The organism is Enterobacter sp. SECR19-1250 (assembly GCF_013391025.1).
In the GTDB taxonomy this organism is placed as follows: Bacteria; Pseudomonadota; Gammaproteobacteria; order Enterobacterales; family Enterobacteriaceae; genus Enterobacter; species Enterobacter cloacae.
Genome location: NZ_JACASJ010000028.1, coordinates 17,018 through 29,587, shown reverse-complemented (window position 1 = coordinate 29,587; position 12,570 = coordinate 17,018). Strand labels below are relative to the sequence as shown.

At 55.9% G+C, this 12,570-nt stretch carries 9 protein-coding genes; 6 read left to right on the top strand and 3 right to left on the bottom strand.

All coding sequences use genetic code 11. The annotated features are described in order from the left end of the window. Positions 1–113: 113 nt before the first annotated feature. Positions 114–1,001 carry a methylenetetrahydrofolate reductase gene (gene metF / locus HX884_RS09775; RefSeq protein WP_178328058.1) on the top strand — a complete coding sequence of 296 codons (888 nt, stop codon included), beginning with the start codon at positions 114–116 and terminating at the stop codon, positions 999–1,001. Between the two features lie 147 nt (positions 1,002–1,148). Continuing rightward, positions 1,149–3,329 (top strand): catalase/peroxidase HPI, encoded by a 2,181-nt coding sequence (katG, locus tag HX884_RS09770; protein ID WP_023621815.1) that lies wholly within the window; start codon positions 1,149–1,151, stop codon positions 3,327–3,329. 39 nt (positions 3,330–3,368) lie between these two features. Here the strand turns inward: katG and HX884_RS09765 are convergent, their stop codons facing one another. From HX884_RS09765 to ptsP, 3 genes are read right to left on the bottom strand one after another with little or no spacing between them, the layout of a single operon-like run. Continuing rightward, a complete protein-coding gene (locus HX884_RS09765; protein ID WP_045294674.1) occupies positions 3,369–4,472 on the bottom strand; it encodes a glycerol dehydrogenase in 1,104 nt (367 codons plus the stop codon). A 12-nt stretch (positions 4,473–4,484) separates the two neighbouring features. After that, the gene (gene fsa / locus HX884_RS09760) at positions 4,485–5,147 is read right to left on the bottom strand and encodes a fructose-6-phosphate aldolase (protein ID WP_040020293.1); all 663 of its coding nucleotides are present in this window, start codon (positions 5,145–5,147) and stop codon (positions 4,485–4,487) included. A gap of 14 nt (positions 5,148–5,161) precedes the next feature. Next, positions 5,162–7,663 (bottom strand): phosphoenolpyruvate--protein phosphotransferase, encoded by a 2,502-nt coding sequence (gene ptsP, locus HX884_RS09755; RefSeq protein WP_178328057.1) that lies wholly within the window; start codon positions 7,661–7,663, stop codon positions 5,162–5,164. Positions 7,664–7,965: 302 nt separating this feature from the next. On the opposite strand from ptsP, the gene HX884_RS09750 reads away from it, so the two are divergent. Genes HX884_RS09750 through HX884_RS09735 form a run of 4 tightly spaced genes read left to right on the top strand, consistent with a single transcriptional unit; the run spans position 7,966 to position 12,569 of the window. Continuing rightward, a complete protein-coding gene (locus HX884_RS09750) occupies positions 7,966–9,045 on the top strand; it encodes a PTS fructose transporter subunit EIIC (protein ID WP_020686915.1) in 1,080 nt (359 codons plus the stop codon). A 14-nt stretch (positions 9,046–9,059) separates the two neighbouring features. After that, a complete protein-coding gene (locus HX884_RS09745) occupies positions 9,060–9,380 on the top strand; it encodes a PTS fructose-like transporter subunit IIB (RefSeq protein WP_029882888.1) in 321 nt (106 codons plus the stop codon). A gap of 53 nt (positions 9,381–9,433) precedes the next feature. After that, positions 9,434–11,728 (top strand): formate C-acetyltransferase, encoded by a 2,295-nt coding sequence (locus HX884_RS09740; protein WP_178328056.1) that lies wholly within the window; start codon positions 9,434–9,436, stop codon positions 11,726–11,728. Further along, on the top strand, positions 11,694–12,569 hold the full coding sequence (locus HX884_RS09735) for a [formate-C-acetyltransferase]-activating enzyme (RefSeq protein ID WP_178328055.1): 876 nt from the start codon (positions 11,694–11,696) through the stop codon (positions 12,567–12,569). Before HX884_RS09740 ends, HX884_RS09735 begins: the two co-directional genes overlap by 35 nt. The last annotated feature ends 1 nt before the right edge of the window (position 12,570 follow it).

Below are 12,570 nucleotides of genomic sequence, written 5' to 3'. Positions count from 1 at the left end.
GATTATTTCTGTTGACGTCACTCCGCTTTTCCGTCATTTTTACATCTGGACGTCTAAACGTATAGAAGTTCACAACACAACAAACAACGACACGCGAAAGATAGAGGTAAGGTATGAGCTTTTTTCACGCCAACCAGCGGGAAGCCCTGAATCAGAGCCTGGCCGAAGTAAACGGCCAGATTAACGTCTCTTTTGAATTTTTCCCGCCGCGCACCAGTGAAATGGAGCAAACCCTCTGGAGCTCTATCGATCGCCTGAGCAGCCTGAAACCGAAATTTGTCTCCGTGACCTACGGCGCGAACTCCGGCGAGCGTGACCGTACGCACAGCATTATTAAAGGCATTAAAGACAGAACCGGTCTGGAAGCGGCGCCGCATCTGACCTGTATCGACGCCATCGGTGACGAGCTGCGTGCTATCGCCCAGGATTACTGGAATAACGGGATTCGTCATATCGTCGCCCTGCGCGGCGACCTGCCGCCGGGTAGCGGTAAGCCGGAAATGTATGCGGCGGATCTGGTCGCGCTGCTGAAAGACGTTGCCGATTTTGATATCTCCGTGGCGGCGTACCCGGAAGTGCATCCGGAAGCGAAAAGCGCTCAGGCCGACCTCCTTAATCTGAAGCGTAAAGTGGATGCCGGTGCGAACCGGGCCATTACTCAGTTCTTCTTTGATGTGGAAAGCTACCTGCGCTTCCGCGACCGCTGCGTTTCTGCGGGTATCGACGTGGAAATCATCCCGGGTATTCTGCCGGTCTCTAACTTCAAACAGGCGAAGAAATTTGCCGATATGACCAACGTACGCATTCCGCTGTGGATGTCCAAAATGTACGAAGGGCTGGACGATGATCCGGAAACGCGCAAGCTGGTGGGTGCCAATATCGCAATGGACATGGTGAAAATTTTAAGTCGGGAAGGGGTAAAAGATTTCCACTTCTACACGCTGAACCGCGCGGAAATGAGCTACGCCATTTGTCATACGCTCGGTGTTCGCCCGGCGTAATAAACATCAAGCCCTCCTGAATGGAGGGCTTTTTAGTCTGGCTAAAAGTTAAAAGGTATTAGCTATCGAATCTGTGGATTAATTCAACTATATCTTATTGCTAGTGGTGTATATCGTAACGGTAACACTGTAAAAGGGAGCATAGCGATGAGCACGTCAGACGAGAGCAATAAAGCGGCATCAGTCGGCAAATGCCCGTTCCACCAGGGCGGCGTCGATCACAGCGCGGGGGCAGGTACAGGCAGCCGCGACTGGTGGCCAAAACAACTCCGCATCGATCTTCTTAACCAACATTCCAATCGTTCGAACCCTCTGGGCGAAGACTTCGACTACCGCAAAGAATTTAGCAAGCTGGATTACTCCGCCCTCAAGGGCGATCTCAAAGCACTCTTAACCGACTCTCAACCGTGGTGGCCTGCCGACTGGGGCAGCTATGCGGGCCTGTTTATTCGCATGGCCTGGCACGGTGCGGGAACCTATCGCTCCGTTGACGGACGCGGCGGTGCCGGACGAGGTCAACAGCGCTTTGCGCCGCTGAACTCCTGGCCAGATAACGTCAGTCTGGATAAAGCTCGCCGTCTGCTGTGGCCGATCAAGCAAAAATATGGTCAAAAAATCTCCTGGGCCGACCTGTTTATTCTTGCGGGTAACGTGGCGCTGGAAAACTCCGGCTTCCGCACCTTTGGTTTTGGTGCCGGGCGTGAAGATGTCTGGGAACCGGATCTCGACGTTAACTGGGGGGATGAAAAAGCCTGGCTGACCCATCGTGACCCGGAAGCGCTGGCGAAACGTCCGCTGGCGGCCACTGAAATGGGGCTGATCTACGTTAACCCGGAAGGACCAAACGCCAGCGGTGAACCGCTGTCCGCGGCGGCAGCCATTCGCGCCACCTTCGGTAACATGGGAATGAACGACGAAGAGACCGTGGCGCTGATTGCCGGGGGGCATACGCTCGGTAAAACTCATGGTGCGGGTGAAGCAACGCACGTTGGCACAGACCCGGAAGCGTCACCGATTGAAGCGCAGGGCCTGGGCTGGGCCAGCACGCACGGTACCGGTATTGGCGCTGACGCCATTACTTCCGGTCTGGAAGTCATCTGGTCACAAACCCCGACCCAGTGGAGCAACTACTTCTTCGAGAACCTGTTCAAATACGAATGGGTACAAACCCGTAGCCCGGCCGGTGCGATTCAGTTTGAAGCCGTGGACGCGCCTGAGATCATGCCAGACCCGTTCGACCCGTCGAAAAAACGCAAACCGACTATGCTGGTTACCGACCTGACGCTGCGTTTTGACCCGGAATTCGAAAAAATTTCCCGTCGCTTCCTGAACGATCCGCAGGCTTTCAACGAAGCCTTCGCCCGCGCGTGGTTCAAACTGACCCACCGCGATATGGGGCCAAAATCGCGTTATCTTGGCCCGGAAGTGCCGAAAGAAGATCTGATCTGGCAGGATCCGCTGCCGGAGGCAGTATTCAATCCGACCAAAGAGGACATTGAGAGCCTGAAGGCGGAAATTGCAGCATCCGGGCTCTCCGTCAGCGAACTGATTTCCGTGGCATGGGCGTCGGCCTCAACCTTCCGCGGCGGTGACAAGCGTGGCGGTGCCAACGGTGCGCGTCTGGCGCTTGCGCCTCAGCGCAACTGGGATGTTAACGCCGCAGCCGTACGTGCATTGCCTGCTCTGGAAGCTATTCAGCGCACCACCAATAAAGCCTCACTGGCCGATATCATCGTGCTCGCGGGTGTGGTAGGCGTTGAGCAGGCGGCGAAAGCGGCAGGCGTTTACGTCACCGTACCGTTCACGCCGGGCCGTGTGGATGCACGTCAGGATCAGACGGATATCGATATGTTTAACCTGCTTGAACCGATTGCTGACGGTTTCCGTAACTATCGTGCGCAGGTTGATGTTTCCACCACCGAATCGCTGCTGATTGATAAAGCCCAGCAGTTGACGTTAACCGCACCAGAAATGACGGTGCTGATCGGCGGCCTGCGCGTACTGGGTGCAAACTTTGACGGCAGTAAAAATGGTGTGTTCACCAACCGCGAAGGCGTGCTGAGCAATGACTTCTTCGTGAATCTGCTGGATATGAACACTCAGTGGAAGGCGACCGATGAATCGAACGAGCTGTTTGCCGGAAGCGATCGCACCAGCGGTGAAGTGAAATACACTGCCACTCGCGCTGACCTGGTCTTCGGCTCTAACGCTGTCCTTCGCGCGCTGGCAGAGGTGTACGCCAGCAGTGATGCTCACGAGAAGTTCGTTCGCGACTTCGTTGCAGCGTGGGCGAAGGTGATGGATCTGGACCGTTTTGACGTGAAATAACCATTGAGCCGGGTACGCATAGCGCACCCGGCGTTTTTGTTACTCCCACTCCTGCAGGTAACGCTGTCCATACTGGTCGGCAACTAGCAGTGCCGCGTAAACCTGATCCGGCGACACGCCACCCGGCATGTTGTGAATGGTCTCTCCCTCAGCGCAAGACGCTTCGGCAATCAGGCGCATTTTGGCCGGAATGTCTTCTTTGATATTCAGCTGCGCCAGCGTGATCGGCAATCCAACGCTGTGGCAAAGCGCCGCGACGGTTTCGATCTCCTCAACCGGCGCGTTTTCCAGCACCAGTTGCGTCAGCGTACCAAACGCCACTTTTTCACCGTGGTAGAAGTGATGCGCATCCGGCACTGCCGTCATCCCGTTGTGAATGGCATGCGCTGCCGCCAGCCCGCCGCTTTCAAACCCTACGCCGCTCAGATAGGTATTGGCTTCGATAATGCGTTCCAGCGCCGGGGTTACTACGTGCTGCTCGGCGGCCAGCATCGCTTTCTCGCCCTCTTCAATCAGCGTGTTGTAGCACAGCTCGGCAAGCGCTAACGCGGCCTGCGTGCACTTGCCGCCCGCCATGGTGGTCGCGCCGCTGCGCGAGCAGGCGCGTGCTTCAAACCAGGTGGCAAGGGCATCACCAATCCCGGCGGCCAGCAGACGCGGCGGCGCACCAGCCACCACTTTGGTGTCGACAATCACCATATTGGGGTTATGCGGCAGCATCAGATAGCGTTCGAATTCGCCGCTGTCGGTGTAAATCACAGAAAGGGCGCTGCACGGGGCATCGGTGGAGGCGATAGTCGGGGCGATAGCGACCGGCACGTCCATAAAATGTGCCAGCGCTTTGGCGGTATCCAGCGTTTTACCGCCGCCAATACCCAGCACCGCCATGCAGTCCGCACTGTCGGCCAGTTTTTTCAGACGATCGATCTCATTTTGCGAACATTCGCCGCCAAACGGCGCGATTTCGGCATGTAGCTCTGCATTTTTAAAACTCTGGCGCAGGGTCTCTTCGGCAAAACCCAGCACAAATTTATCGCCAACAACCAGCCAGCGTGTAGCCAGAGGTTTCAGATAGTCGCCGAGACGGGTGAGAACATCAGCGCCCTGGATATATTTTCCCGGCGATTGAATGATACGGTCCATAACATATCTCCCTTATAGGTTGAGGTTACCAAACGCGTTTTTCCAGTCCTGCTCGAACTTCTCTATTGCTGACTCTACCGCCGGCGTGCCGAGCATTTGTTGCGCTACATCTAAGGGAAGCGTGATTGCTTCACATCCGGCGAGCAGGCAGTCCAGCGCCTGGCGTGGCGTTTTGAAGCTGGCTGCCAGCACCTTGCTCTCCGGTGCATGCTGTTCCAGCAGGGATTGCAGCTCCTGAACCATGCGAATGCCGTCCCCGCCCTGGGCATCCACGCGGTTTACGTATGGCGCGACATATTTTGCCCCGGCCAGCGCGGCCAGCAGGCCTTGCGCGGCGCTGTACACGGCGGTACCCAGCGTAGTGATGCCCGCTGTTTTTAGCGCCTTAATGGCGATAAGCCCCTGGGCGGTGACCGGGATTTTCACCACGATATCCGGGATAGCATTGCTCAGGCGTTTGGCTTCGGCCACCATGCCTTCTGCGTCGCGGCTCATTGTCTGGGCGAATAGCCTGCCTTTCGGACCAATGGCGCTTTGCAGGCGCGGCAGCACCTCCCAGATTGACTCACGGCTGGCGGCAATGATGCTCGGATTGGTGGTGACGCCTGCAAGGGGGAAAACGCGCGCAAGGCGTTCTACTTCTGCCACGTTGGCGGTATCGAGATACAGTTCCATTATTTTTCCTCGTTTTAGAGTTCTAATTCGTGTTGCAGCAGGGAAGCGATAGCCTCCTGGGAACTGGCATTAACCAGAGCACTGCGAAAATCGTTATGCATGATGCGACGGGCCAGGCGGGAGAAAATACGCATATGCTGGTCGCCAGCAGCGTGTTTATTCAGCGTCAGCATGATGATAAATTGCGCCTCCTCGTCACCCCACATAACGGGCGCTTTCAGGCGTGCGACGCTGATAGTGGATTGCTCAATGTGTTCTGATTTGCTGTGTGGAATGGCGAATCCAAAACCCAACCCGGTGGAAAATACGGCTTCGCGTGCCCATAAATCGGCTTCCAGCTTGCGCGGATAGCGGCATCGCCCGGCGAGCAAAAGGTTATCGGTCATGCCTTTCATGACCTCTTCTTTACTGTTCCAGTCGTTATCCAGAGAAATACAGCGTGGCGTCACCAGTGGCGTATCCTGCTGATTCATACGGAACTGGGCGAGCAGATGTTCTACTTCAAGCGAGGTGCGACACGCCATGGCCTGGTTCAACAGCTGGCGACAGGCGCGGCTATCAAGCTGCGCCAGGCGTGCTTTGGTGGCAGGAATGGCAGGGGAGCCCATGCTCAGTTCGTCCAGCCCCAGACCCACCAGCAGCGGCAGCACCGACCCTTTCGCGCCTAACTCACCGCAGAGGCCAATCCACTTACCCTGACGGTGAACGGCCTGCACCGCGTAGTCCAGCGCCCGCAGAAAGGCGGGGTTCAGGCTGTTGTAATGGCGCGTGACTTTGGCGTTGTCGCGGTCGACGGCAAGCAGATACTGTGTCAGGTCATTGCTGCCGATGCTAAAGAAATCAATCTCTTCGCAGCACTGATCGATGATGAACATCACCGAGGGGACTTCCAGCATAATGCCGAGTGGGATTTTCTCATCAAACGGAATATGTTCAGCCCGGAGCTGTTGCTTCGCGTCGGCGAGCTTCTCTTTTACCCACAGGATCTCCTCCATGGAGGAGATCATCGGGATCATGATTTTAAGGTTTCCGTGGGCAGAGGCGCGAAGGATCGCCCGAAGCTGGGTCGTGAACAGCGAAGAATACTCTTCATATATGCGTACGGCACGGTAGCCGAGGAAGGGATTGTTCTCAGCTGGAATATTCAGGTACTCCACCGGCTTGTCGCCGCCGATATCCATAGTGCGCACAATAATGCTACGGCTATTTGCACTTTCCAGTGCCTGACAGAAAATGTTGTATAACTCGTTTTCGCCGGGTGCGCTGGCACGATCCATATAGAGCATTTCGGTGCGGAACAGGCCCACGCCTTCGGCACCATTTCCAAATGCTGCCTGGGCCTCCACCGCGTGGGCAATATTGGCGGCAATTTCTACCCGCAGGCCGTCGGCGGTTCTGGCTTCACGGTCAAGCCAGACGCGCTGTTGCTCGCGTATCGCCTGCTGGACGCGCGCTTCCTGCTGATAGTAACGCGCTACGGCGTCGCTGCCATTGACGACCACCGCACCGGCATTGCCGTCCACAAATACAGGCTGATTGCGCCATTGCAGCAGGCTTTCACTGTTGACGCCAACCAGCGTCGGAATATTGAAGGAACGCGCGAGGATCACGGTATGCGAGGTGGTGCCGCCACTTTTCAGCAGCAGTCCTTTAAGCTGCGTTTTATCGAGTTCAAGAAACTGACCGGGAGTCAGATCGTCAGCAAGGCAGATGCTCGGCTGCGTCAGCTGGCCGTGAGCCGGGAAACGCGCTTCACCATAGATATGTTGTAAAAGCTGGTAGCAGATGTCGCGCACGTCGAGCACCCGCTCCTGCAAATAGGTGCTGCTGGAACGGGAGAACGTGTCGCAGAAATGGTTCGCCGTGGCGATGATGGCCTGGGCGCAGCTTAGACCCTGGCTGACCCCTGACAGGAGGTGCTTACGCAGCGAGGTATCTGTAGCCAGCGAGCGGTGGGCTTCAAGAATAGTGCTGGCAGTACTGTCGCTGTCCAGGGCGCGCAGCTCAATGTGTTTGATCAGCTGCGTCAGGCCGTTATCCAGCGCCGACTGCTCAGTTTCCACGCTTTGCGCGTCGGGCAAATCGGTCAGGGCGTTGAGATCGAGCGAGGACAATAACGTCAGGACGCCATGTGCACTCCCGCTGCATACCGGAGTAGCGCGAAACAGCGTCGGGTTCAGGCGTGTCAGGGATTCAGGTAAGGGATCCAGCTCCGTGCTGATTACCCCTTCAAGCGGCGCGTCGCAATGCGGAAACTCCTCTCTGAGCCACAGCTCCAGCCGCTGCCGGGCATGCTGCTCGTCTTCACCGTTTATCACCAGGCGGCAGGCATCGCCTGCCAGCGTATCGGTACCAATCAGCGCCAGCGCGCTTTTGGCGTCGCCTTTACGATCCGTACGCAGGTTATGCCACTCAATTTGCGAGATAAACGTGTTGCACAGCGTTTCTACATGACTTGCAGGACGCGCGTGAACGCTGTTGGGCAATTCACAGGTAAATTCCACTACCAGAGCCATACACACTCCTGAAACTAATCGTCAATTATGCGGAACAGCATACGAGCGTGATGATGAGGCGCGCCATGTGACAAAACTGCCAAAAACTGGACAAATGTAATGTCACCTTAAAATTGAGATTTCACTCACAAGTTGTGACCGTTTGCGTAATGCGAAGTCGATGAGAAATGTCGAGGCGGATCGCATTTTCATTCCGATATTACAAAAATCCAGTAAATGGCCTTTTTGTCTCCTGTCCGCCGTCTTCCTGATTGCCTATTGTTTGCCACAACATCTTTGTGGATAAAGGCCTGGAGCGGCATATGAAAGCGTTGGTGCATATTCTCAAGAACACGCGACAGCATCTGATGACAGGGGTGTCGCACATGATCCCGTTTGTGGTCTCGGGCGGCATTCTGCTGGCGGTTTCGGTCATGCTATACGGCAAAGGTGCGGTGCCCGATGCCGCAACCGATCCCAATCTGAAAAAGCTCTTTGACATCGGTGTGGCGGGTTTAACACTGATGGTGCCATTCCTCGCCGCCTATATTGGTTATTCCATTGCAGAACGCGCCGCGCTTGCTCCCTGTGCTATTGCCGCCTGGGTGGGCAACAGCTTCGGTGCAGGGTTCTTTGGCGCAATTATCGCCGGGATTTTCGGTGGCATTGTCGTCTGGTATCTGAAAAAGCTGCCCGTGCCGAAAGTGCTGCGTTCCGTTATGCCTATCTTCATCATCCCGATTATCGGCACGTTTATTACCGCAGGCATCATGATGTGGGGACTGGGCGAGCCTGTAGGCGCGCTTACTACCGGTCTCACCCAGTGGCTGCAAGGCATGCAGCAGGGCAGCATTGTGGTACTCGCCATTATTATCGGTCTCATGCTGGCGTTCGACATGGGCGGCCCGGTCAACAAAGTGGCTTATGCCTTCATGCTGATTTGCGTTGCGCAAGGCGTCTATACCGTCGTTGCAATTGCCGCCGTGGCTATTTGCATACCGCCGCTGGGGTTAGGCCTGGCAACGCTTATCGGCCGTAAGAATTTTACCGGTGAAGAACGTGAAGCAGGTAAAGCGGCGCTGGTGATGGGCTGCGTGGGTGTCACCGAGGGAGCGATTCCGTTTGCCGCAGCGGACCCGCTACGCGTGATTCCTTCCATTATGTTGGGCTCCGCCTGCGGCGCGGTCACGGCTGCGGTTATGGGCGCGCAATGCTATGCCGGATGGGGCGGGTTAATTGTGCTTCCCGTGGTGGACGGCAAGCTCGGCTATATCGCGGCGGTTGCCGTGGGTGCAGTGGTGACGGCGGTCAGCGTCAACGTGCTAAAGCGTATTGCCCGAAAGAACACAAAGCAGGTCGAGGAAAAAGAGGATGACCTGGATCTGGATTTCGAAATTAACTAAGTGAGGAAGAGAACATGGCCCGAATTATCGCAGTAACCGCATGTCCGTCTGGCGTTGCCCATACCTATATGGCTGCCGAAGCGCTGGAAAGCGCCGCAAAAGCGAAAGGCTGGGAAGTGAAGGTAGAAACGCAGGGGTCGATTGGTCTTGAGAACGAACTGACGGCAGAGGATATTGCCGCAGCAGATATGGTGATCCTGACTAAAGATATCGGCATTAAATTCGAAGAGCGTTTTGCCGGGAAAACCATCGTGCGCGTCAATATCAGCGATGCGGTAAAACGTGCCGACGCCATCATGAACAAAATCGATGCCCACCTGGCGCAAACCGCCTGATGCTCTCCCGCCCTTCGGGGCGGGCTGGTTTTTTCCGTTACAGGAGTTCCCTCATGACGAATCGTATACCGCGTTTGAAAAATGCGCTCTTTGCCAACCCTCGCGAGATCTCGCTTGAACGTGCGCTGCTCTATACAGCCAGCCATCAACAGACGGAAGGCGAACCGGTTATTCTCCGTCGCGCGAAAGCAACGGCGCACATTCTCGACCATGTGGAAATCGCGATTCGTGATGAAGAACTGATTGCCGGAAACCGCACCGTTAAGCCGCGTGCAGGCATTATGTCTCCGGAGATGGATCCCTACTGGTTGCTTAAGGAACTGGACCTGTTCGCCACCCGTCCGCAGGATCGCTTTGAAATCAGCGATGAGGATAAGCAGACCTACCGTGAGGTGCTGTATCCCTATTGGGAAAACCGGTCGATGAAGGATTTCATCAACAGCCAGATGACGGAGGAGGTGAAGGCCGCCGTAGGGACGCAGATTTTTAGCGTCAACCAGACGGATAAAGGGCAGGGGCATATCATTATTGATTATCCTCGCCTGCTTAATAACGGGCTGGGCGCGCTGGTGGCGGAAATGCGTGAACGCTGCGCTCGTGATACGCAAAACACGTTCTATGCAGCGGCGCTCATTCTGCTCGAAGCGTCCCAGCGCCATATTCTGCGTTATGCGGCGCTCGCTGAAGAACTGGCTCAGAGCAGCGATGCTACTCGCCGCGAAGAATTGCTGGCAATGGCCGACATCTCGCGACACAACGCACAGCATAAGCCGCAAACCTTCTGGCAGGCGTGTCAGCTGTTCTGGTACATGAACGTCATTTTGCAGTACGAATCTAACGCCAGTTCGCTCTCCATCGGGCGTTTTGACCAGTATATGCTGCCGTTTTATCAGGCCTCGTTAACGCAGGGAGACGATCCAGCGTTTCTGAAAGAGTTGCTGGAGTCGCTGTGGGTGAAGTGTAACGATGTGGTGCTCTTGCGCTCGACCAGCAGCGCCCGTTATTTTGCCGGGTTCCCGACCGGGTATACCGCGCTGCTGGGTGGCCTGACGGAAAACGGGCGTAGCGCGGTGAACGTGCTTTCGTTCCTGTGTCTGGATGCCTACCAGAGCGTTCAGCTTCCCCAGCCTAACCTCGGCGTACGGGTAAACGAACTGATCGACCGGCCTTTCCTGCTGAAAACAGCGGAGACTATTCGGCTGGGCACCGGCATTCCACAGATTTTTAACGATGAAGTGATAGTACCTGCCTTTTTGAATCGCGGCGTGTCGCTGGAAGATGCGCGTGACTATGCGGTTGTCGGCTGCGTTGAACTGTCGATTCCAGGGAAAACTTACGGCCTGCATGATATCGCCATGTTTAACCTGCTGAAGGTAATGGAAATCGCCATGCAGGAGAACGAAGGCAATAGCGGGCTGACGTACGAGGGGTTAATTGAACATATACGCGCCAGGATTAATCACTACATTGCACTGATGGTGGAAGGAAGCAACATTTGCGATATCGGCCATCGCGACTGGGCACCCGTGCCGTTGCTCTCCTCCTTTATCAGCGACTGTCTGGAAACGGGGAAAGACATTACTGACGGTGGCGCGCGCTATAACTTCTCCGGCGTGCAGGGGATTGGTATTGCTAATTTGAGCGACTCGCTTCACGCCTTGAAAGGGCTGGTGTTTGAACAGCAGCGCTTAAGTTTTGACGAGCTGCTGGCGGTGTTAAAAGCGAATTTTGCCACCCCGGAGGGCGAAAAGGTACGCGCGCGGCTGATCCATCGCTTTGAGAAATATGGTAATGATATCGACGATGTCGACAATATCAGTGCAGAACTGCTGCGCCATTACTGTAAAGAGGTCGAAAAATACCGCAACCCGCGTGGTGGAATCTTCACGCCTGGCTCGTACACCGTCTCCGCCCATGTGCCGCTTGGCGCGGTCGTGGGGGCGACGCCGGATGGGCGCCTGGCGGGCGAACAACTGGCAGATGGAGGGCTTTCTCCGATGCTCGGCCAGGATATGCAGGGGCCGACAGCTGTGCTGAAGTCGGTGAGCAAGCTGGATAACTATCTGTTATCTAACGGTACGCTGCTAAACGTTAAATTCACCCCCGCCACGCTGGAAGGCGATGCCGGGTTGCAGAAGCTGGCGGACTTCCTCCGTGCGTTTACGCAGCTTAAGTTACAGCATATCCAGTTCAACGTGGTCAACGCGGAAACCCTGCGTGAGGCGCAGCGGCGTCCTCAGGATTTTGCCGGGCTGGTGGTACGCGTTGCCGGCTACAGCGCCTTCTTTGTTGAGCTGTCGAAGGAGATCCAGGATGACATTATCCGTCGGACCGCGCATCAGCTGTGACGTCGTTGAAACACGCGCCGACGTAGCGCGTATTTTCAATATTCAGCGTTATTCGTTGAACGACGGAGCAGGTATTCGCACGGTAGTCTTTTTCAAAGGCTGTCCTCACCGTTGCCCGTGGTGCGCCAATCCTGAGTCGATCTCGCCGAAAAAAGAGACGGTTCGCCGGGAGAGCAAATGTTTGCACTGCGCTCCCTGCCTGCGTGATGCGGACGAGTGCCCGTCCGGCGCGTTTGAACGCATCGGACGCGACGTGACGCTGGACGAGCTTGAACGCGAAGTGATGAAGGATGACGTCTTCTTTCGCTCATCGGGAGGCGGGGTGACGCTGTCAGGCGGGGAAGTATTAATGCAGGCACCCTTTGCGACGCAGCTGCTTAAGCGTTTGCGCCGCTACGGTATTCATACCGCTATTGAGACGGCGGGAGATGCGCCCCTGTCCCGATTGCTGCCGCTGGCACGCCAGTGTGATGAAGTACTGTTTGACCTGAAGATTATGGATCCTGAGCAGGCACGTTCGGTGACGGCAGTAAATCTTCCTAGGGTGCTGGAAAACCTTACGCAGCTGGTGGCCGAAGGCATAAACGTCATCCCCCGTGTGCCGCTTATTCCGGGCTATACGCTAACTGACACCAACATGGCGAGCGTGCTGGCATTTTTATTACCTTCAGGGATACGGCAGCTGCATTTATTACCGTTTCACTCTTATGGTGAACCAAAATACCGTCTGCTTGGGCAACAATGGTCGATGCGGGAGGTGAGTCCTCCGACAGCTGACGAGGTCGCGGCAATGCGCCGTATGGCCGAAGATAAAGGGTTTCATGTCACCATTGGAGGTTAAA

Coding starts and splice junctions, on each gene's coding strand:
- metF (WP_178328058.1), top strand. CDS start 114: ATGAGCTTTTTTCACGCCAACCAGCGGGAAGCCCTGAATCAGAGCCTG.
- katG (WP_023621815.1), top strand. CDS start 1,149: ATGAGCACGTCAGACGAGAGCAATAAAGCGGCATCAGTCGGCAAATGC.
- HX884_RS09765 (WP_045294674.1), bottom strand. CDS start 4,472: ATGGACCGTATCATTCAATCGCCGGGAAAATATATCCAGGGCGCTGAT.
- fsa (WP_040020293.1), bottom strand. CDS start 5,147: ATGGAACTGTATCTCGATACCGCCAACGTGGCAGAAGTAGAACGCCTT.
- ptsP (WP_178328057.1), bottom strand. CDS start 7,663: ATGGCTCTGGTAGTGGAATTTACCTGTGAATTGCCCAACAGCGTTCAC.
- HX884_RS09750 (WP_020686915.1), top strand. CDS start 7,966: ATGAAAGCGTTGGTGCATATTCTCAAGAACACGCGACAGCATCTGATG.
- HX884_RS09745 (WP_029882888.1), top strand. CDS start 9,060: ATGGCCCGAATTATCGCAGTAACCGCATGTCCGTCTGGCGTTGCCCAT.
- HX884_RS09740 (WP_178328056.1), top strand. CDS start 9,434: ATGACGAATCGTATACCGCGTTTGAAAAATGCGCTCTTTGCCAACCCT.
- HX884_RS09735 (WP_178328055.1), top strand. CDS start 11,694: ATGACATTATCCGTCGGACCGCGCATCAGCTGTGACGTCGTTGAAACA.